The organism is Streptomyces sp. CB02261, from assembly GCF_001905665.1.
Taxonomy (GTDB): Bacteria; Actinomycetota; Actinomycetes; order Streptomycetales; family Streptomycetaceae; genus Streptomyces.
This window is the reverse complement of sequence record NZ_LIVX01000012.1, coordinates 14,536-33,642: the sequence shown is the minus strand read 5'-3', so window position 1 is coordinate 33,642 and position 19,107 is coordinate 14,536. Positions and strand designations below refer to the sequence as shown.

Genomic DNA, 19,107 nt, shown 5'->3' with positions numbered 1-19,107 from the left:
GCTGGCGGTCGTCATTCGTGTGCTCGGGGTTCCGGGGGCTTATCGCGCCCCCCGGTGGTTCGTTCCGCTTCGCGCAGCGCGAAGTAGACTCATGGCGGATCTCCTAGCGGGGATTCTCCTAGCCGCTTGTCTTCGCAGGTCAGCGGCTATAAGGGCGGTCGGCCGGGGTGATGACCGGTCGGCCGTCATTGACGTCTGGCTGTGGTTACAGGCCCATCACGTCACTCCTATCAACGACTACTCCAGAGCTTCGGCGCGTTCTGCCAGGTCCATCAGTTCCGGCGGGGCGCCGGGGCCTTCGACCAGTACGAGCTCTCGGATGGCTTTCCGGGAGGCGACGTGCGTCCGGATTGTCTCCGGATCCAGGGCTTCGGCGCGCAGCAGGCAGGCAAGCGCTTCGCCGGTGTGACGCCGCTGCGCGTGGGCTCGCCCCAGATCCATCAACAGCCTCCCCTGGCGTTCGGGGGAGAGGCCTTCGGCATCGATGGCGAGACCGATGTCGAGCGCCTCGCCCGCGTCTCCCAGTTCTACCGCTGTCGACACGGCCTGGATCTCGACGTTCGTTACGCCGAACTCCAGGTCGAAGTCGTTTCGGTCCTCGCCTATGCGACGTGCCACCTGGCGGGCGGCATCGATCGCGGCCCGGGCGCCGGCGCGGTCGTGGCCGCGGGCGTGGACCAGGGCGAGTGCCAGGTGGAGAGATCCGAGGACGGACAGCCCTTCGACGGGGAGGCCGTCCCGGGAGTCGATGGTCTCGAGCGCCTGGATTGCCGTTGTCGCTGCGTGCTCCGCCTGCCCGAGCATCCGCAGACGGACGAAGGCGTGCACGATCCGGAAGACCCCGGCGCACACGTGCAGGTTGTTCCCGGACAGCTCGGCGGCCCAGATCGCCCTGTCGGCAGCGACCCAGGCGGCATCCGCGGCGTCCTGCCGGACGAAGGCAGCCGCGAGCGCCTGATACGTCCGGGCAAGAAGGAGGTACGCCGCTTCCCGCTCGCTCGGTTCCACGATCCTTACGGTCTGCTCGAGGTCCGGAAGGAGCTCGGTCAAACGGGCGCTGACATCGGCGAATTCGCCTGCATGCGTCAGCTCCCACATCTCGTCGACATCCGCAGACAGCTCATCCAGCCCCTTGCGGGGTGCTGGCCGGAGCGCGCCGAGGATCGTGCCGATTGCGGGGTGTCCGGAGATCAGGCGCCGCGCCTCGTCGAGGTCGTTGGACTTGTACACGTGCGTTTGCAGTGGGGGTGATGCGGCCTGTCCGGGTGCTCCCGGCTTCAGCTGCTGGACGGAGACGCCCAGGGCGTCGGCCAGGTCCTGCAGCACGTCGAGACGCTCAACCCGCTGGACGCCCCGTTCGACCTGCGACATCCAGCTCGACGTCTTCTGCAGCCGTCCGGCCAGCTCCGTCTGCGTGAGCTTCCGGGATTGCCGGAGCTGCTGAATGTGCCGGCCGAAGGCGCGGTCCTTCGGCTCGACCTCCTTCCCTGTGCGCTTCACGTTGCCTCCGGTCCCGAGGACGGCCTCTTGCCTGCCGTCTCGTGCATGAACGTCACTTCCACGTTGGTCAGATATTGCTCGCGCTCCTTCAGCATCTGGCGCGTGTGCGGCTGCTCCTCGTGAGCCTGGAACGCCGCTTCGTCTGCATACAGCTCGTAGAAGACCCGAACCAGCGGCTCATCGACGGGCGTGTGGCTGACGTACACGAGCGTGCCCGGTTCGGTGCGGATGCCCTCGAGAGTGCGGGCCACGAGGTCGTCGAACTGCTGGGCTGCGTCGGCGTCACGGGTGGTGAACCGCACGGTGAGTGCGTATCCGCGTGTCACTGCTCCTCCTGAATTCGTCATGGGCACAGTCTCACACTTGAAGCGTTCGTGCTAGTCGCACTGTGAGTGTTGACTAGCACTTACAGTGCGAGTAGGTTCGTTCATGCCGCCACAACGGCGGCAGCAAAAAGGGCCCGGCGTCCTACCGCCGAGCCCTGACGCAAACCCGCCCTACCTGCGTTACCAGGAGGCAGATCCACATGAGCCAGGGTAATCCCCTCTCCCCCTCCCCCGTCCCCCTTCCCGACGTGTTCTCCGAGGCGCTGCGCCGGGTCCGTACGGACCGTGTGGTCCGCCCGGTCCGCCGGACGCTCGCCGAGATGGCCCCCGGCTACACCCGGCAGCCGGTTCTCCGCCTCGTCCCGGCCGCGCCGGGCGCCGCGAGCGACGCGCCGTGCCTGTTCTGCGACCAGTGGCTGTGCCCCGGCAACTGCCAGAACTACGTCCCCGCCCCGGCCTCCGTCCGCACCGCTGTGAAGGCGGTGGCGTGATGGCGGGCATCGAGTACGACGAGCTGGACCCCCTGCTGATCGCCGCGATCGAGGACATGTTCGCCGCGATCCACCCCCTCGACTACCTCGACGACGTCCTCGCCTCCGACGTCCCCGTGGCCGCCGAGAAGGCCTACTGCTTCATGGTCCTCAACGAGATCCCCGACGACGACGCGACGGGCCTGGACTGCGACGGGGAGCAGGCGTGAACGACTACCCCTCCCGCCACGTCCCGGGCGCGATGGCGCCGATCCCGTCCCGCACCGCGCCGGTTCCGCCGCTCGACGACGAGCTTGCCAGTGTCCTCGACGACATGGTCGGCATCCACCCCGCGATCGACCTCATGGTCGATGCCCTGCGGTTCCTGGCCCTCGACAAGCTGACCGCCGACAAGACCCAGTCCGCGCTCGTCACCTTGGCCGGCGCCGACGCGAACGTCGTCTCCACGATCGGCCTGGTGGTACAGCGCCTCACGAACCCCGCCACCAACCCCGGCCTGGCAGTCCTCGACGCCCAGACGGCGAAGGACGTCCAGCAGCTCGGCGAACAGTTCGCCTACGACCTGGCCGAACTCGCCCCCGGCGACAAGACCACCGAAGCCGCCGCCCTCATCGACGGCATCTGACCCCAGCTCCGCCCCTCGGGGCCCGGCCGTACGCCGGGCCCCTCCACAACCGCAGCCCGAGGAGTCCAGCCGTGCCGCAGACCACCCCGATCACCGCCGAACGGATCGTCGCCAAGTACGCCACCGCCGTGGCGTCCGTCATCGGCGAACCGCCGGCCACCAACCTGCCCGACTTCGCCGCTCAGCTCCGCACCGCCGCCGTCTACCTCGAACGCAGCGGCATCAACGGCGGCGACGAGCTCGACACCGCCGCCCTGTACCTGGACGACCTCCACGCCCTCCCCGCCGACAAGCAGCAGGCGTGGCTGGAGCAGGCGGCCGAGTCCCTGAAGGACACGGCCGACATGGTCGCCGAGTACCACCTCTGCTGACCACCCTCCCCGCGGGGTCCGGCCCGGGAGCCGACAACGGGCCGGACCCCCTCACACCGCCACGGAGCACCAGATGATCCACCGCATCCTCCACGCCCTCGGCATCACCGCGATCTGGACGTGCACCCAGTGCGGCACCAACAACGCCGACACCAGCACCAACTGCATGATCTGCGACCTCAGCTAACCCGCCCCTCCCGCACCAGCCCTCGAAGGAGTACCCCATGGCCATCCCGACCCCGATGGAGTTCCGTACCGCGCACGGCGACCCGGCCGGCTGGTGCGGCGCCGAGATCGACGAGTACCTCGACGACTGCCTCGCCACCCTCCCCACGCCCACGCCGGCCACCGTGCACCTCCTCACCGGCGGCGGCACCCGCTCCGGCGAGAACCCCCCGCCCGCCCTCCCGGCCAACGCCGCATGACCGCCCCCACACGCGACCAGGCCCTGGCCGCCGCCGCCGAAGGCCTCGCCATCCTCACCGCCGAGAAGCAGCGGGCCGACCAGACCGGCGGGAACCCGGCCACCGACGCGCAGCTGTCCGCGCTCGCCGACGCCGCCGCCCTCATCGCTCGCACGCCCGACCCGAAGTAGCCCCCCGCAGTTCCTCCCCCGAACCGGAAGGACACCGAACCCCCGTGAGCACCCACCCGGCCGGCGAGCAGCCGCCGTACGACACCGAGAGGGACCACGCGGCCCTGCCCGCCGCCGGGCAGCGGAAGCTGAACAACTGGCAGATCTGGGCACTCGCCGGCGCCACCATCCCGATGATCGCCGTCGGCATCGGCGGCGGCATCGGCACCTTCCACAACGCCAAGACCCAGCTCGGCAGCAGTGAGACCGCCCTCGGCATGCTCGCCGCTGGCGAAGGCGCCACCCTCATCGCCGCGATCGTCATGATCGCCGTCACCATGCTCGGCCAGGCCGCCCCCCTCATCGCCCGCGCCGCCCTCTGGATCGTCCCCGTCGCCGCCTCCGTCATGGGCCTCGTCATCGCCCCCCGACTCCGTGAAGCCGTCATCTACGCCCTCACCCCCCTCGCCATGACCGCGGCCGCCGAAGGCGCGAGCTTCGTCGCCCGCCGCATCGTCACCTACACCAGCAACACCGACACCGAAGCCCAGCGGCGCAACGCCGAGCTCATGCGGCGGATCGCGTTCCACCAGGCGCAGGCTCAGCGTCATCCCGACCCGAAGGTCCGTAAGCGGTCGGAGCTCAAGGCGTGGACGCTCATGCGGAAGGTCGGCAGCGGAGACGCCGAGCTCGGCTCAGGGCTCATCGGCGTCCAGCGGGACCGTCTCACGCAGGGAGCCGACGCGGCTCTCCAGGGGATGCTCGCCGGGCCCGCTGAGCCGATGCTCCCGGCTCACCGTGAGCCGCTCGCCCTGGAAACCGTCTCACCGGCTCAGCCCGTGGAAGAGCCGTCTCACGGCCCCGCTGAGTCGGCTCACGCCCTCGGTGAGACGGCCCCGATGGGCATGAGCCGCACGGCTCACCCGGCCACCGCCACCGACACGGCCAGCCCGGTCCTCGTCGACACCCGCCCGGGACTGCACCCCGCTGACCAGCAGGTCTCACGTGAGCCCGTCTTGATCCCGGCTGAGCCGCCCCTCACCAAGGCCCCCCAGCTCACCGCCGACACCACCACCGCCGAGACGGGTGAGCCGAGCGGTGAGCCCGAGTCGACGCTCGACGAGCGCGAGCAGCAGATCACCGTCCTGGCTCAGCGGCTCAGGGCCGGTGAGCCGCTCACCAAGTCCAGCGCGGCTCAGCTCCTCGGCGTGAGCCCGGCCACCGCCGGTCGCCGTCTCAAGGACGCCCGCGACCGGATCACCGACGGAACGGGGATGTACCTGTGAGCCCGAACCAGCTCGAGACCGTGAGCCGCCCCGACTCGCCCCCGGCCCCGCACGTGAGCCGCCGGGCCCCCGCCGGCCCCCGGCCCACGACCCCCGTCCCCCGAAGGCCGCCCCGCGACCCGCGGGTACCTCCTCCGCCCCCGACCGCGCCGACCTGGGCCCACCGCCTCGTCCCCGCCACCGTGCGGGGCGCGCTCGCGGGCCTCGGCTGGTGGGAGAACCCGATCCCCCAGCCGCCGTCCGGCCACCTCGACCAGGTCCTCGCGGTCCTCGAGAAGTACGGCTGGTGCCAGTCCCTCGACACCGACCCCCTCGGCCGCATGTGCATCCGCGGCGCACAGGGACTCCTCGAGAGGACCGGGCACGTCACCCCCGCCGTACGGGACCGAGCCGTCGACCACATGCAGACCGCGCTCGCCCAGGCCGGGATCACCATGCAGTTCTTCACCTGGAACGACCTCCCCGGCCAAGAGTTTTCCCACGTCACGACCCTGATCACCAGGGCCGCCCGCCACGCACGACAGATCGGAGAGTGACCCCCGTGTCCACCCCCAGCCCGGACGAATTCGAGCGGATGATGAACGACCAGTTCAACGCCCCGGGCCACCACTACGGCCCGGGCCCGGCCGCGACGACCGCCGGCATGTACGACCCGAACCCCTACGGCCCCCCGGCCCCCGCCATGCCCCCCATCGCCGCGTACGCGCAGGCCAAGCCCGGTCTGACCAAGCGCGGGAAGGTCGCCCTCAGCGTCGGCGCGACCGTCCTCGCCGGAGGCGCCCTCATCGGCTACCAGTCCCACACCGCCACCGTCGCCGAGAACCAGGCCCGCGCCAAGGAAATGGAGGTGCAGGCGCAGCTTCTCCGTATCGAGGAGCTGAAGGAAATCAACCGGGCGAACGAGATCAACCGGAATTCGATGAAGACCGAGGAAAAGACCCGTCAGGTGTCCGTGGATTCCTGCATCGACCAGGACAAGAAACTCGTCGGGAAGGGCATGGGATCCCCCTCCTACCGTGAGGTCATCGACAACTGCCTCACCCGCTACAGCGCCCAGAAGGACACCACCCGCTTCGACGCCGCCGCGTCCACCACCCCGGTCACGAACACCAGCGGCGGAACGAACGGGGACGGCCTGAACGGCTTCCTCGTCCTGGGGATCGGCGCGGTCGCCGTCCTCGCCTTCGGGGCCGCGAAGCGCGGCACCCGCCCCGCCGACGCGTAACCACTGACTTCCTACTTCCCACCCGGAAAGCCCCGTGAGCAGCCGTTTCTGACCCCTGAGAGGGCCGTCACGGGGTTCTCCACCGCCCGAAGTCAGTGGTCAGTCACTAGAGAGAGCGAGGATTGTGATGGCGGTCGACACGGCCCCCGCAGTACCCGGCCCCCACGACAAGCCCGCGGGCAGCGCCCCGGCTGCGGGCGGTCTGCTGAGCTCGTTGCTGACGCCGGTCGAGCCCGCCCGCCCGGTCGCGACTATGGCCGCCACCAGCACGGCTGCTGCCCCGGCGGCCGAGACGTCCGTCGGAATGTCCAGCGACGCTTTCCACGACACCCCCGACACCGCTTCCGATGACTCGTCGAATTCCTCCAAGTCAGCCGGAACGAATTCTGGCAAGAAGCCCCCGAGCGTTATTCGGGCGTGGCTTCTTGCCGGTGCCGAGCGGTGGAAGAAGAACGGCGGAGCGAACATCAAGCGCCTGGAGCTGAAAAAGGCACAGGCCGCTGTGGACGCTGCTGCAGCCCGGCAGATGAAGCAGGCGACGAACCCTGCACCCAAGCCGTCCCCCGCGCCCGCGAGCAGCAGCGGCGGCGGGAAGGGAAGCGTGAAGTCTTCCACCGGCCGGACGGGAGCAGCACCCCGGAACACCGCACCCGCACCCGCGCCAGCTCCGGCCGCGCCGAAGGCTCCCACGCCGCCCAAGACGACGTCCCAGAAGACTCCGCCGGCTCCGAAGCCCGCCCCCGCGCCCAAGCCTTCCCCGGCTCCCGCCCCAACGTCCGGGAGCAAGTCGGCCGGAACGAAGACGACCGCGACCAACCCCGCGCCCGCGTCGAAGACGCCCTCCCCCGGCCCGAAGCCCGCGGCCGCGCCAACTACCCCGGCCCCGAAGGCTCCCAAGGGAGCGGAGACGCCGGGCAACCCACGCAAGGAGGCCGCTGGCGACGCTGCCCGTTCCGGGGCAGGCAAGGCCCCGGAGAAGCCGTCCACGGGCGCCACAGGCCCACGCGGAGACGCGGGTAAGCCTGGCACCGCCCCGGCCAAGCCCGCCGCCACCTCGGGCGCGAGCGGCCCCAGCGCCGACAAGACGCCCGCCCCCAAGACGATCCCCGCGCCCCGCACGGGCGAGACCGGCGGCCCGAAGGACACGACGAAGTCGAAGGCCAGCAACACCCCAAAGGTCCGGGCGAAAGAGAAGGAGAAGGAGAAGGAGAACGGGAAGACCGCGCCCGGCCCTGCAGCGGACAAGAAGACCGCGGCCAAGGACAGCACCGACAGCTCGAAGAAGCCCGCCGGTGAGAAGCACGCCGCCCCGTCGAAGCCCGACAGCGACTCGACCGCGTCCCGCCCCGCCGGCAGCGCGGAGCCCGGCCCCATGTTCACCCGCGAGGCCCGCGAGACCGGCTACCGCGACGGCACCCGCGCCGCCCGTACCGCCGCACAAGCACGCGCGTACAAGCACGGCATCGCCGACGGCTGGCACGCCGTCATGGACGCCGCCGACGACGAGAAGACCCGCCTCGACCGCGCCCGCGACCTCCGCAAGGAGGACCGAAAGGACTCACCCGTGACGACCGCCCCGCCCAAGCCCCCGGTACCGCCGAAGCCGTCCACCCCGCCCACCGTGTCGCCCGCCGGGCCGCCGGCCGACACGGCCCCGGCCCCGGCCTGGCCCCTGACCGTCACCGGCATCGACGCCGACCACGTCCACCTCGGCCCCGACGCCAACAAGCCCTCCATGGCCCGCGGCGAAGTCCGCACCCTGAAGGGCTTCGAGCGGCGCCTCACGGACAAGCACGGCCAGGTCCAGATCGTCGCCGAGCAGACCCGCGGCCTGGCCCGGCACGCCGAGGAGCAGGCCAAGAAGATCACCGCGCTCCTGGAACAGGCGAAGGCGATCAAGGGCGGCGACAAGCTCGTCGAGCGCATGGTCCGCCTCCAGGACGCCGCCCAGGCGCAGGTCACCCTCGCCGAAGAGATCCGCACGCGGGCCCTGCGCGGCGCCGACGCCACCAGCGCGGTCCTCGCGAACGTCATCACCCGCTACGGCGCCATCTACCAGGCGGTCGTCGACTCCGACGAGACCGCGCCCGCCGAGCTCAGCTTCTACAAGAGGTGACCCCCATGACCGACCTGACCTACACCCGGCTCACCCACGCCATCGCCAGCCTGGAGAAGAACATCGCCCGCGACTCCGACGAGATCCAGGTACGGGCCCAGTTCATGGACGTCATCGCACAGGACACCGCCCGCGTCGCCGAGATGATCGGCGCGATGAACGTCGACTCCGAGACCGTCGGTGAGACGAAGGAACTGGCGAGGATCCTGCACGGCCTCAGCGAGGCGACCCTCGCCTACGCCGCGTCTGCCGACACCACCGCGAAGTCCGCACACGCCGTCGGCGAGCAGGCCCGCACGACGCACGCCGGAATCGACGAGGCAGTCTCCCGCGCCACGGTCGACGTCTCCGAAGTGCACCGCGACTGGTTCCGGCAGGAGTAACCCCCGGCACCGCACCCCCGTAGGGCCGGTCACGCCGACCGGCCGGCCCAACCCCCTCTTCCCCTCACAGCCCCCGCCCCGACCCGCTGGAGACCCGTCGTGACCACCCCCGCCCCGGCCACCCTCCGGTCCGCCGCGACCGAGCGGACCGTCGCCCTCGCCACCACCCTCGCCCCCATCGCCACCGGCATCGCCGCCCCGTTCCTCGACGGCGGCGCCGCATTCACCGCCACCCTCGCCTACGGCGCCGGAGCCGGGTTCCTCGCCACGAACTTCATGGGCCGTCTCCCCCACAAGATCCGCGAGCAGATCCCCGGCAACGACATCGTCGCCGCCCACCGCTCCCCGATGTTCGTCTCCACCCTGACCACCGGCATGGCTCTCGCCGCGGGCACCCTCGGCGGCCTGGAAGGTACCGACGCCCTCATGGCCGGCGTCCTCGGCCTGCCGTCCATCCCCGGGATCGTCTCCCTCGGCTGGTGGGCCGCCGTCGGCCTCGTCCCGTTCAAGCTCCGCACCGTCCTACGCCGCCGCCCCCACGCCCCCGCCGCAGGCAATCCCACAACTGCAGGCGCCGCTACGCACCCGTCGACCAGCCGACTGGGCATGTCCCCCGAGGCCGAAGCGATCGTCCAGAACTGGGGCCGCCACATCTCCCACCCCGCCACCGGCGCCCACAAGATGCAGATCCTCACCCTCCGCACCGTCGCCGCCCACCGATGGACCGGCACCATCACCGCCCCCGTCGGCACCACCGTCAACGTCACCCCCGAGACCGTCTCCAGCGTCTACCGCGTCAACCCCGACTGGATCCTCATCCGCCCCGGCGCCCACGCCGGCGAACGCCACATCACCGTGAACTACCAGGCCCCCGCCGAACTCGACCCCACCACCCTCGCCGGCGCCTGGGCCAAATACGTCGCCACCACCGTCATGAAGGGCTCCCACCTCGAAGAAGTCCAGGAAGACCCCGCCACCGGCGGCGAAGTCGCCGTCGTTGTCGCCGACGAACACACCCCCCGCCTCATCACCCCCGCCCACGACGACATCGTCGGCGCCCTGCGCACCAACACCCTCCTCTGCTCCTACACCCCCACCCCCGGCGACCCCCGACGCGGCGTCATCCGCCTCATGAAGCACAACCCCCTCCAGGAAGGCACCCCCTTCCCCGGCACCCACGTCCTGAAGATCTCCGACGGCGGCTACGTCCAGATCGGACGACACGTCTCCGGATTCCCCGCCCGCCTGCAGTTCACCGACCCCGTCCTCGGCGCCCGGCACCTGTTCATCGCCGGCGTCACCGGCTCCGGCAAGGGCGGCCTCGTCCAGATCGTCGCCCTCGCCGACCACGTCAACGGCCACGCCATTCTCTACGGCGACCCAAAGGGATCCTCCAACCCCGACGTCGAGCTCATGGCCTGCTACTCCGGCCTCGGTGAGGAAGGCGTCATGGGCACGCTCCGGGTCGGCTACGCCCTCATGCAGCACCGGATCGCCGAGTCCGCCCGCCTGAAGATGAAGAACTTCATCGCCACCCCCGACCGGCCCTGGGTCCGCCTCATCCTCGACGAGGCCCACGTACCGCTGTCCGAGCTGGTCGAGACGAAGAAGGAAGCGAAGATCATCGTGGATGCGCTGGCCGCGAAAGCCCGCTCCCTTGGCATCATCCTCACGATCGTCAACCAGGCCGTGAACGCCGACAAGCTCGGCGGATCCACCGCCATCCGCACCAACGTCATCCAGGGCGGCTCGCTCGTCATGCTCCGCACCGACAGCGACCAGGCCCACCTCGCCTCCACCGGCTTCGACGGCATCGACCCCGGCTCCATCCCCGCCTGCTGGGACGTCGAACGACCCCTCATCTACGACGAGAAGGTCGCGATGAAGGACCCCAAGTCGACCTTCGGCCTCGGCTACACCCTCGGCCCCGGCGGCGCAGCCGAGATGATGCGCACCTTCGTGCTGGAGTCCGCCGCCCCGTACGTCGACACGACCGCCGTCGCATACCCGGCGGACTGGCCGGACTGGGACCGGCGGCACGAGATCGCCGCCACCCCTGTCATCGACGACGGCAAGGCCAGCGAAGCGGGCAACGACGGAAGCGACTTCAGCTCCAGCCTTCCGCCGTCCGCATGGGGCCTCCCGAAGAAGCCCGAGACCGCCGAGGAGAAGATCCTCCGCGCTCTCGAAGACCTCGGCGACCCGGCCGGCCTCGAGACGGTCTACGCGCACAAGGACCAGATCGGCGCGCTCGCTGGCCTCGAGGGCCCCACCCTCAGCAACACACTCAGCACCCTCGTCAAGGCCGGCAAGACCCACCGCCAGGTCAAGGACGGGAAGGAGGTCCGCGGCTACTACGGCCTCGGCCCCGCCCCGGCCGAGCCCAGCACGGACGAGGGCGGGGACAAGAACAGCGACTGAAGGGACTGAACTTCCGACTTGCCTTCACGGGCATGCGGGCGCCGGGGGATAGCACCTCAGACAAACGCCGCCGTGGCTGCCACCATGAATCCCGGTAGCAGAAGTCGCCTTTCTTTCCTGGTGTCCCCGCGCTGTGAAAGAAGACCACTCGCTCCACGGCCCCGCCAGTCTCCCCCGTCTGGCGGGGCCGCTCCATGTCCAGCGAGGCCTACTTCACCGGCTTCCACACCTCACAGCCCTCAGACGTGAACTGCCCGTCAGAGGACCGGATCGTCACCGTAATTTTCCGCGCCGAGGTAGCGAAGTTGTTGTCGATGATCTCCCCCGCCTCACTGGTGCGCTCCCAATAGCAGTTCTCCATCTTCCCCTCCGCCCGGTACGTACCCGGCGGGATCGTCTCGTCCTGCCCCTCGGCCGCCGGCTTCGACGACACGACGTACGTCCCGCTCGAGTACCACTGGTCGTAGTCGCCCGACACCGCCTGCTTCAACGCCGTCGCCCACTTCGGGCACAGCTTGGGGATCCCCGCCTGCAAGATCGCCTTCTTATCGCCTTCGAGATTCCCCGACTCCACCAGCCACTCCGGGCGCGAGTCCGCCTGAATCGAGCTGATCGGCAGCGACTCGCAGATGTCCTTCACGAAGGCCGACGCCGTCGAGTACGTCCCGTCGTACTCCCAGCCCTTCTCGTCCGCGAGCTTGTCGATCTCGCCCTCAGGGCCGAACGCGTAGACCGGCTCCTCCGTGGCGTACGGGTCCTCGGTCGAGAACGGCAGCTCCGTCTCCGTCTCCTCGGCTGTCGGCTCGACGGTCGGCGTCTCGTTCACCACGGTCGGGGCGCCCGACACCCCGTCACCCCCTCCGGAACACCCGGATATCAGCATTGCCACCACGGCCGCGCTAGCTGCCGCAGCTCCCACCCCTCGCACATGTCTCATCGCGGCAGGATGCCATCCCAACCCGGCCGGGGGATCACAAACCCGCAGATCGGGGATCATCACAGGTAAGGCGCGGGGCCCGACCGACAACTTCAATCGCGGGAGCCCCACCGCCATGCCAGCATCCAAAGCCCACCAGGCAGATACCGCCGGCCGACGCGCAGGCCTGATCCGCCTCCGCCGCCAGGGCATACCGTTCGACGACGCCCGGGTCCTCGCTCTCGGCTACTCCTCGCCCGGCGCCGCCCGCAAGGACCTCGTTCGCTCGCTTCAGGCGAACCGCGACGAGGAAGCCGCCGAGGCGAGCATCTACCGGCAGCAGGAGAACGAGCGCCTGGACGTCCTCCAGGCGGCCGTCTGGCCGCAGGCCACGGAGATGCGTCCCATCTACGACAAGGACGGCGTGCAGATCGGTGAGGGTGTCGACGTTCGCGCCGTCGACACTCTCCTGCGGCTCATCGACCGCCGCGCAAAGCTGAACGGCCTCGACGCCCCGGCCGCTGTCGAGCTGTCCGGCCCGGGCGGAGGCGCGGTCCGACTGGACTCCGTGAACCTTGCCCAGCTGAACCAGCTCATCGCAACCGCCGGCGACCCGGACCCCGACGAGGACGACGACGAGCAGGACCCGGACGGCGCGTACGAGATCATCCTGCTGACCGGGCAAGACGTGTGGCCCTACACGTTCATCGCCGACGACTCGGGTGGCGGATGCGGCAAGATCCCGATGCCCGCCGATGCGGCCCCTGAGGAGGCACAGACGGCGATCTTCACACAGCTTGCGGACCTCACCCGCATATTCCACGGCGTTGAGATCGACGTTGAGTGGTCCTCCCCGACGCCGGACTCGTGGGTAGGCCACATCCGGCGTGTCACCGCGGAGGAGCCTGCTCCGCCTGGCGCGGTACCTGGAGTCGGCTGACCACGGATTGGCTCACCGGGCACCGAAACCGTCATGTTGAACTCCACGTGATTCCCCATGAGCAGCGTCACCTTCCCCAGGTAGGTGTTCGACCCTGTCTCTCTCGCATCCCTGATCGCTGGAGGGGCCACGGCAACCTCCGTATCTTGGTGCCATGACGGACAGGGACGAGGCGAGGCACTGCGTGAACCGCTGGGGTGACACATCAGACCCTGTCCCGGCGGGACGGGGGCTTCGCCAGGAGGTGTGCCGGTGCTTCGACCAGTCCAGGCCGCACCCGCGTGCCCGCGTCGGATTTCACACCGAACGGCAAGACACCTCCGCCCCGGGTTGGCAGCACCTGCTGGACCTGGTGGACGAGGCCGCCGCCGACGGACGCGAAGAGTTCCGTCCCCTAGTCGAGCTCAGCCCGGAAGAGCGTCGGCAGGTCATCACCCTGCCACCGAGCATCGCCACGCTGACGGCGGTCAAGCACCTCGTGCTCTACGGCAGCAACCTGGTCCGGATCCCGCCCGAGATCGGCGCCATGGCTAGCCTGGAAGAATTCACTCCGTACACCTCGTACCGACTGCACTGGCTCCCTTACGAGATCACCCGATGCCAGATGCTGACCCGTAGCACAGTGAGCACGCGCGCGTTGTTTGGCAACGAGAAGCTGCGAGCACCCTTCCCGAGGCTTCAGTCAACCCGGGACTCCGTTGCGGACCTCGACCTGGAGAACCTGGATCCCCGGCGTTGGGGCGCCACCGCCATTCACAGCTGCAGCGTCTGCGATCGTCCGATCGCGCGGGCCGGACTTCATCAGGTGTGGATCTCGCTGCGCGTAGCCACCGACGTGCTTCCTCTGCTGGTCAGCGCCTGCTCGCTGGCATGCGTTGCCCAGCTGCCTAACGGCGCGAAGGGCTACATTCCCGCACCGCACAGAGGTGGCCGAGTTGACCAGCCGGCGTTCGCCTGGGACTGATCGAGATCATCCTCGCCGCCCGCCGTAGATGCGAGCGAGCACAATCAAGTACCTGTGGGATCGAACGTCTGCCCGGGGAGACTGGCGCCCTCCATGGGGAAATACGTGATCGCCGACACACGCTGAACGATGAGATAGTCCCTCGTTCACGCGGGTGTCAGTCCGCCGCCGGGGCGGCGGACTCTGAAAGCGGACAAGTAGAGGTCAGCTGGCTTTGACCGACTCCTCGGCTCGGGCTCGGGTGGAGGCGAGGCAATAAAAATCGGTGCCGGTTTCGATGATGGTGCCGTTGAAGGTGAGCCGGTCGACGACGGCCGCGCAGAGGCGAGGGTCGGTGGATGTCTTGGCCCAGGCCAGCCACCCAAGGAGGGAATCCCTGATGGAACGCGTGTACCTCAACGACTGCAGCGGTGAGTGCCGCATCCACGTCGAGAGCGACGAGGCGGAGATCGCCGCACTGCGCGCCGAGCTTGGCACGCAGACGTCCGGATCCGTACGGCAGCTCGTCGAGATCCACGCCCAGGACCGCTGGCGCGCGATCACCGGAGCCCGCCTCGTCGCCCTGCTCCGCTCCCACGCCAGGGTCGAGAACGGCGTCCTGGCCGAGCGCGAAGAGGCGATGGCCACGTGAACCGGCCGACACACGGGGCACTGCACCACGTCGAGATCTGGGTTCCCGATCTCGATCGCGCCCTCGCTTCACTTGGCTGGCTGCTTCAGACGCTGGGTTACGCCGTCTCACAGAGCTGGGACACCGGCCGCAGCTGGCTGCTCGGGCCGACCTACCTCGTCCTCGAACAGTCCCCGGCGCTTACCGCCGACCGATATGACCGCCGTCGACCCGGGCTGAACCACTTGGCCTTCCACGTCGAGGACGCCACTACCGTCGACAAGCTCGCCGTCGACGCGGCCCAGCACGGCTGGAGCCTGATGTTCACCGAGCTTCACCCGCACGCCGGCGGCAAGCAGCACTACGCGGCCTATCTGGAGAACGCCGACGGTTTTGAGGTCGAACTTGTCGCGATCAGCTCACCCCAGAACGGGTGAGATCGACATCCACAACTCTTGACAACTTCTCCTTCTGTGGCCGCCGCTCGGGGCGTCGAAGGAGTCAGTCCGTCTCGACGTAGGCGACCAGGACGACCGTTCCCAAGGCGGTTGGCACGTACAGGATCCGGACGCCGCCCTCGCGGTGCTCTCGGATCGCACCGTGCTTCGACAGCACGCCGATCTCGGGGTTTCTGGAGATGGTCACCAGTACGGGGTCGAGCCGGAGGCGTTCGGCCTCCGTCATTTTCTCGATCTGGTCCTGCGCTACGTCGTAGAAGACGATGCGGGCGCGCTTGGGTGCGTGGCGCCCCATCAGGCGACGTGCGTGGTGGGAGCAGAGTCGTCGATCGGAGGCTGCCCCAGGTTCTCGCGCAGGTCCTCCCAGGAGGTGACGCGGTCCAGGTCGACGCCCTCGCCGGCCAGACGCTCCAGGACGTAGGCGATCTGCGGGTCGCCGTCAGCCATCTCCCGCGCGTCGGCCCGCAGTGCTTCCTGCTCGGCCGGGTCGAAAACGATCCGCATCGCGGCCTCCAAGTCGTAGACGCTGCATCGAGGCTAGCGCAGGAGTATGCGACCAGAACCCGGAAGGCGATATGCGTGGGCCGCCCGGGGTTCGGGACGGTGTGCGGCCGACGGGAACGAAAGGTGCCGGCGCCCGCCGAACGAGTGCAGCAGCTCTTCCGCCAGGAAGCCCCACGGCAGCTGCCGCTTGTCGAGGACGCCATGGGCAGGCGGGCACTGGCCCTCTTGCTGCAGCTCGACGCGGCCTGCGAGGCGGTCGTTGTCCTGGGGCAGGCCACCAAAGAGGCCTTCCGGTCACACCGCGACGCGACAATCAATCATGCTGGGCTTCCCCTGGTCGGTCCCGAGGCCGGTGCCCGCATTCTGGGCGAGATCGGCGACACGACCGGACTTGGTTCGCCACGGCTGGAGGGTTGAAGGCGTACGCCGGATCTGCCCCCTGATCACCGGGGCCTCCGGCAAACGCCGATACGTCGGATGCCGATTGGTCAAGAACAACCGGCTCCACCACGTAGGCCACCACCCGTGGGGCTTCGCCTCCCTTAGCGGCTCAAGCTGCGCGGGCTACCGACGCTGGCGGATAGGCGGGGATTGGCACATGCAGGCTCTACGGCACCTTCTCCTGCTCGGCCAACTCCACCACTGCCTTCAGGCGCGCTGTCTGTTCGACGAGGCGAGCGCCCTTCCAGCAGACACCGCTACGGGGTCACCGACGGGAAGTCCTTCTCCGGCGCAGCCTTGACGAGACCCGAGCTGACGGGGTGCTCGTCGTTGACAAGAATGAGCCGGTTCCTGGCCCAGGTATCGAGCCGGTCGCATGCCCAGGCCGGGTCGTACGCTGCCGTGGGCAGCTGCGGTATGCGCTTTCGACCGGTGTCGTCGAGCCGATAGGGGACGTTGAAGGCCGTGTTCCAGCCGTCCAGGTTCACGGCAAACCGCTCTTCCGCCTCTGCCGGACTGATGCCCAGGTACTGAGCGATCTCTGCCCAAGAGCTGCCTCGCTCGCGCTCGTAGATCACGGCCGAGGCCAGCGCGTGCTCCGCGAGTTCGATGAGCTGGAATGCCTGGCTTACCCGGCCCCCGGGACCGGAATCAGGGTCGTTGCCGGTGGCGACCAGACCAGCTGCGCCATCCGCAACATCCGCTGCGTGATCACACAGAACGAGGCGGGCCAGCGCCTGGCGGGTGAATCGGGCACGGTCGGCGTCATACGGGGTCGTCTCAGTCACCCCCACAGCCTCGCAGGCCCTGTCCGCAGCGAGTACCCGATTTCCGCTGCGGACCGGCCTCCGCTTGACGCCTTAACTGCATGAGGTGTCTCTCCATGCGACAGCCCGGACCGGCCCCGACAGCGCGGGCCGCAGCCCAGTCCGCTCCCTGATCCGCGCCGTGGCCCGGGCTGCGTCCGTGGACGCACGGTAGCCGTCAGGTCCGATAACGCTCCCGGCGTCGCAGCGGGAGGCGGGGGCGTTCCGTGTGTGGGCGGGTTTGTGTGGTTCGCGTCCTTGGTGGCGGTGCTGGTCAGTCGGCTGGGGTGGTGGGGTGGATGAGGGTGTGGAGCATGTGTTGGGTGGTGGGGTGGGTGGAGTGGATGCGGGTGGTGTGGGTGCCGCGGGTGAGTAGGACGCGGTAGGTGTTGAGGGCGTAGCGCAGGTATTGGTCGGGGGGCAGGTGGCGGAGGGTTTCGTCGCGGCTGTGGTGGGGGTGGGCTTCCCAGTGGTCGTTGTTCCAGGTGAGGTCGCGGCCGATGATGACGCCTGCGTCGCGGTATTCGAGGCCTTGTGCGGTGTAGATGCAGCCGATCTGCTGGTGTCCGCCGGTGTGGGTGGCCCAGAGCTGGTTGTGGGGGGCGAGGGGGCGGCCGTCGTCGGGGTGGGTGAGGGCGGATGCGGCGTTCCAGGCCGCGTGCCAGGTCCGGTCCGGGGCGGCGGGGCTGGTGCTGGGGACGTCGATGGTGATGTCGAGGGGGAGGGTGGTGGCGCCGCGGGGGCGGCTGCGGGTCCAGGGCCAGCAGAATCCGGCGGTGGTGCGGGCGGTGTGCCCGGCGGCGGTGGCCTGTTCGACCCACTGCTGCAGCTGGAAAGGGTCATCAGCGAGCCCCAGGTCGTAGCCGGTGTGGCCCTTCCAGGGGCGGGGCGTGCCGTAGAGCAGGGCGTCGACCCAGGCGGTGTAGGCGGCTGATCCGGCGCAGCGGAACGAGCCGGTGAGCTCCAGGTGGTGGTGGGCGCGGCCCAGGTGCCCGGCGGCGGCTTGGATCTCTTCGACGGTGGTGCCTTCGTCGGGGCGGATGATCTGGCGTTCGTCGAGGAAGACGACGGCGAGCGGGACGTGTGCGATCACGGCGGCCAGGTCCGGCGGCAGCCCGTGGCCGCCGCGCTTGATCCGCTGCGCCTCGTCGATGACGAGCGCGCCGGCCTGCCGGGCGGCGGCCCGCAGGTAACCGATGCCGGGGAACAGTTCACGGGCGGCGCTGTGACCGCTCACGGCGTCCAGGAGGTGGGCGCGCAGGGTCCCGGACGGGGTGATGAAGCGGGGGCGGGTCGTGGGGTGGTGGCGCATGAGGTGGCCTAGCAGCCGCACGGCGAGCGCTGTCTTGCCGCTGCCCGGCCCACCGCGCACGGTGATGACCGCACCCGTCCCGTCGCCGGGCGCCGTACTCCCGCCGCGGCCAGGCAGGTGGAGCGCCGCGGTCGCGCGGATCTGCAGGAACGCGTCCTGCTGGTCGCCCACCAGGGCGAAGGCGCTGTTGCCTTCCAGGACGGAACCGACGTGGTCGAGCAGCCTGCTGGAGGGCTCCCACCGGATGCCCTCGAATACCGCTCTTCGGGCGGCGTCCGGCGCGGCCAGGTCCCCGGCCCGCAACAGTGCGGCCAGGTCCTCCGCTGGTGCGGACAGGTCCGCACCGCTCAGGACGGGGATATCGGCGACGGCGGGAGCACCGAGGCGCAGGACAGCCGCCTCTTCGGCGCTGGCGTTATGCAGCACCACCACCGCCCGCACATCCAGCCTCGGCGCCCGGGCGGGCCGCCAGTGCTGGAAGAAGCTCCGGTAGGCCGCGACCTGAAACACCGGATGGGCCGTCACCACCCCGTCTGTGCGCAGGACCCGCCCGGCGTCGAGAACCCGGCAGGACTGCCACTGCTTCAGCTCCACGACCACCAGCCCCAGCGCCCCGTCCGCCTTGGTACCGACCAGCAGCGCGTCCAGGCGCCGGCCACCACCCGGCGTGCCGTACTCCAGATACACCCACAGGTCCGATAACCCCGCCCGCACCAGCGCCCGCAGCAGAGGCGGCCAGCTGTTGCGCCAGCTGCGTACCTCCGCCTCGCCCGGCACCCCGAACCCGGCAGCCGTGTACCGGACCGCGCACTGCTTCAAGAACGCCGGATCCTCGACG

Annotated in this window: 25 protein-coding genes and 1 pseudogene; 17 read left to right on the top strand and 9 right to left on the bottom strand. The window is 69.7% G+C overall.

Annotation, left to right across the window (positions count from 1 at the left end; translation table 11 throughout):
• Positions 1–237: 237 nt before the first annotated feature.
• Positions 238–1,500, bottom strand: a complete 1,263-nt coding sequence (locus AMK29_RS31070; protein WP_079197199.1) for a helix-turn-helix domain-containing protein — start codon at positions 1,498–1,500, stop codon at positions 238–240.
• A complete protein-coding gene (locus AMK29_RS31065) occupies positions 1,497–1,802 on the bottom strand; it encodes a putative quinol monooxygenase (protein ID WP_443334085.1) in 306 nt (101 codons plus the stop codon). Before AMK29_RS31065 ends, AMK29_RS31070 begins: the two co-directional genes overlap by 4 nt.
• A gap of 224 nt (positions 1,803–2,026) precedes the next feature.
• On the opposite strand from AMK29_RS31065, the gene AMK29_RS36055 reads away from it, so the two are divergent.
• The 9 genes from AMK29_RS36055 (at position 2,027) to AMK29_RS31025 (ending at position 6,398) form a co-directional block, all read left to right on the top strand.
• Entirely contained in the window at positions 2,027–2,317 is a 291-nt protein-coding gene (locus AMK29_RS36055; protein WP_073819307.1) for a hypothetical protein, read from the top strand.
• On the top strand, positions 2,317–2,526 hold the full coding sequence (locus tag AMK29_RS36050) for a hypothetical protein (RefSeq protein WP_073819305.1): 210 nt from the start codon (positions 2,317–2,319) through the stop codon (positions 2,524–2,526). The genes AMK29_RS36055 and AMK29_RS36050 overlap by 1 nt, the downstream gene beginning before the upstream one ends.
• The gene (locus AMK29_RS31050; protein WP_073819303.1) at positions 2,523–2,942 is read left to right on the top strand and encodes a hypothetical protein; all 420 of its coding nucleotides are present in this window, start codon (positions 2,523–2,525) and stop codon (positions 2,940–2,942) included. Before AMK29_RS36050 ends, AMK29_RS31050 begins: the two co-directional genes overlap by 4 nt.
• Positions 2,943–3,013: 71 nt before the next feature.
• The gene (locus AMK29_RS31045; protein ID WP_073819302.1) at positions 3,014–3,313 is read left to right on the top strand and encodes a hypothetical protein; all 300 of its coding nucleotides are present in this window, start codon (positions 3,014–3,016) and stop codon (positions 3,311–3,313) included.
• A 224-nt stretch (positions 3,314–3,537) separates the two neighbouring features.
• Positions 3,538–3,738, top strand: a complete 201-nt coding sequence (locus AMK29_RS31040; protein ID WP_073819300.1) for a hypothetical protein — start codon at positions 3,538–3,540, stop codon at positions 3,736–3,738.
• Positions 3,735–3,908, top strand: coding sequence for a hypothetical protein (locus tag AMK29_RS36580; RefSeq protein ID WP_158071364.1), 174 nt, complete (start codon positions 3,735–3,737; stop codon positions 3,906–3,908). The genes AMK29_RS31040 and AMK29_RS36580 overlap by 4 nt, the downstream gene beginning before the upstream one ends.
• A gap of 44 nt (positions 3,909–3,952) precedes the next feature.
• Positions 3,953–5,173 carry a hypothetical protein gene (locus AMK29_RS31035; RefSeq protein ID WP_073819299.1) on the top strand — a complete coding sequence of 407 codons (1,221 nt, stop codon included), beginning with the start codon at positions 3,953–3,955 and terminating at the stop codon, positions 5,171–5,173.
• Complete coding sequence (locus AMK29_RS31030; protein WP_107422722.1) at positions 5,170–5,709, top strand: DUF6197 family protein; 540 nt, start codon at positions 5,170–5,172, stop codon at positions 5,707–5,709. The genes AMK29_RS31035 and AMK29_RS31030 overlap by 4 nt, the downstream gene beginning before the upstream one ends.
• A 5-nt stretch (positions 5,710–5,714) precedes the next feature.
• Positions 5,715–6,398, top strand: coding sequence for a hypothetical protein (locus AMK29_RS31025; protein ID WP_143202960.1), 684 nt, complete (start codon positions 5,715–5,717; stop codon positions 6,396–6,398).
• Positions 6,399–6,497: 99 nt separating this feature from the next.
• On the opposite strand, the gene AMK29_RS36575 is transcribed toward AMK29_RS31025, so the two are convergent.
• The gene (locus tag AMK29_RS36575; RefSeq protein ID WP_158071363.1) at positions 6,498–7,013 is read right to left on the bottom strand and encodes a hypothetical protein; all 516 of its coding nucleotides are present in this window, start codon (positions 7,011–7,013) and stop codon (positions 6,498–6,500) included.
• Here AMK29_RS36575 and AMK29_RS36570 point away from each other — a divergent pair.
• The 3 genes from AMK29_RS36570 to AMK29_RS36260 all read left to right on the top strand — a co-directional run bounded on the left by AMK29_RS36570 (position 7,000) and on the right by AMK29_RS36260 (position 11,318).
• Positions 7,000–8,514, top strand: a complete 1,515-nt coding sequence (locus AMK29_RS36570) for a hypothetical protein (protein WP_158071362.1) — start codon at positions 7,000–7,002, stop codon at positions 8,512–8,514. The two genes, AMK29_RS36575 and AMK29_RS36570, sit on opposite strands and share 14 nt — an antisense overlap.
• A gap of 5 nt (positions 8,515–8,519) precedes the next feature.
• Positions 8,520–8,897, top strand: a complete 378-nt coding sequence (locus AMK29_RS31010; RefSeq protein ID WP_073819292.1) for a hypothetical protein — start codon at positions 8,520–8,522, stop codon at positions 8,895–8,897.
• 99 nt (positions 8,898–8,996) lie between these two features.
• Entirely contained in the window at positions 8,997–11,318 is a 2,322-nt protein-coding gene (locus tag AMK29_RS36260) for a type IV secretory system conjugative DNA transfer family protein (RefSeq protein WP_073819291.1), read from the top strand.
• 208 nt (positions 11,319–11,526) lie between these two features.
• On the opposite strand, the gene AMK29_RS31000 is transcribed toward AMK29_RS36260, so the two are convergent.
• Positions 11,527–12,207, bottom strand: coding sequence for a hypothetical protein (locus tag AMK29_RS31000; protein ID WP_143202958.1), 681 nt, complete (start codon positions 12,205–12,207; stop codon positions 11,527–11,529).
• A gap of 163 nt (positions 12,208–12,370) precedes the next feature.
• Between AMK29_RS31000 and AMK29_RS37475 the strand changes: the two genes are divergently transcribed.
• Positions 12,371–13,174: a hypothetical protein gene (locus AMK29_RS37475; protein ID WP_241845764.1), complete on the top strand. Its 804-nt coding sequence runs from the start codon at positions 12,371–12,373 to the stop codon at positions 13,172–13,174.
• 352 nt (positions 13,175–13,526) lie between these two features.
• Positions 13,527–14,138, top strand: a complete 612-nt coding sequence (locus tag AMK29_RS30990) for a leucine-rich repeat domain-containing protein (RefSeq protein WP_241845763.1) — start codon at positions 13,527–13,529, stop codon at positions 14,136–14,138.
• Positions 14,139–14,342: 204 nt separating this feature from the next.
• Here AMK29_RS30990 and AMK29_RS30985 read toward each other — a convergent pair.
• Positions 14,343–14,489 (bottom strand): annotated as a pseudogene (locus AMK29_RS30985) (IS21-like element helper ATPase IstB); the annotation flags it as partial.
• A 28-nt stretch (positions 14,490–14,517) separates the two neighbouring features.
• Between AMK29_RS30985 and AMK29_RS30980 the strand changes: the two are divergent.
• A complete protein-coding gene (locus AMK29_RS30980) occupies positions 14,518–14,769 on the top strand; it encodes a hypothetical protein (protein WP_143202957.1) in 252 nt (83 codons plus the stop codon).
• Positions 14,766–15,185: a VOC family protein gene (locus AMK29_RS30975; protein ID WP_073819286.1), complete on the top strand. Its 420-nt coding sequence runs from the start codon at positions 14,766–14,768 to the stop codon at positions 15,183–15,185. Before AMK29_RS30980 ends, AMK29_RS30975 begins: the two co-directional genes overlap by 4 nt.
• A gap of 64 nt (positions 15,186–15,249) precedes the next feature.
• On the opposite strand, the gene AMK29_RS30970 is transcribed toward AMK29_RS30975, so the two are convergent.
• Entirely contained in the window at positions 15,250–15,501 is a 252-nt protein-coding gene (locus tag AMK29_RS30970; RefSeq protein ID WP_073819285.1) for a hypothetical protein, read from the bottom strand.
• Positions 15,501–15,710: a hypothetical protein gene (locus AMK29_RS36040; RefSeq protein WP_073819283.1), complete on the bottom strand. Its 210-nt coding sequence runs from the start codon at positions 15,708–15,710 to the stop codon at positions 15,501–15,503. Before AMK29_RS36040 ends, AMK29_RS30970 begins: the two co-directional genes overlap by 1 nt.
• 123 nt (positions 15,711–15,833) lie before the next feature.
• Between AMK29_RS36040 and AMK29_RS36035 the strand changes: the two genes are divergently transcribed.
• Positions 15,834–16,127: a hypothetical protein gene (locus AMK29_RS36035; RefSeq protein ID WP_143202956.1), complete on the top strand. Its 294-nt coding sequence runs from the start codon at positions 15,834–15,836 to the stop codon at positions 16,125–16,127.
• A 281-nt stretch (positions 16,128–16,408) separates the two neighbouring features.
• Here AMK29_RS36035 and AMK29_RS30955 read toward each other — a convergent pair whose 3' ends face one another.
• Complete coding sequence (locus tag AMK29_RS30955; protein WP_073819576.1) at positions 16,409–16,939, bottom strand: hypothetical protein; 531 nt, start codon at positions 16,937–16,939, stop codon at positions 16,409–16,411.
• A gap of 292 nt (positions 16,940–17,231) precedes the next feature.
• Complete coding sequence (locus AMK29_RS30950; protein ID WP_158071361.1) at positions 17,232–19,088, bottom strand: DNA/RNA helicase domain-containing protein; 1,857 nt, start codon at positions 19,086–19,088, stop codon at positions 17,232–17,234.
• Positions 19,089–19,107 lie beyond the last annotated feature (19 nt).

Coding starts and splice junctions, on each gene's coding strand:
- AMK29_RS36055 (WP_073819307.1), top strand. CDS start 2,027: ATGAGCCAGGGTAATCCCCTCTCCCCCTCCCCCGTCCCCCTTCCCGAC.
- AMK29_RS36050 (WP_073819305.1), top strand. CDS start 2,317: ATGGCGGGCATCGAGTACGACGAGCTGGACCCCCTGCTGATCGCCGCG.
- AMK29_RS31040 (WP_073819300.1), top strand. CDS start 3,538: ATGGCCATCCCGACCCCGATGGAGTTCCGTACCGCGCACGGCGACCCG.
- AMK29_RS36580 (WP_158071364.1), top strand. CDS start 3,735: ATGACCGCCCCCACACGCGACCAGGCCCTGGCCGCCGCCGCCGAAGGC.
- AMK29_RS31010 (WP_073819292.1), top strand. CDS start 8,520: ATGACCGACCTGACCTACACCCGGCTCACCCACGCCATCGCCAGCCTG.
- AMK29_RS37475 (WP_241845764.1), top strand. CDS start 12,371: ATGCCAGCATCCAAAGCCCACCAGGCAGATACCGCCGGCCGACGCGCA.
- AMK29_RS30980 (WP_143202957.1), top strand. CDS start 14,518: ATGGAACGCGTGTACCTCAACGACTGCAGCGGTGAGTGCCGCATCCAC.
- AMK29_RS30970 (WP_073819285.1), bottom strand. CDS start 15,501: ATGGGGCGCCACGCACCCAAGCGCGCCCGCATCGTCTTCTACGACGTA.
- AMK29_RS36040 (WP_073819283.1), bottom strand. CDS start 15,710: ATGCGGATCGTTTTCGACCCGGCCGAGCAGGAAGCACTGCGGGCCGAC.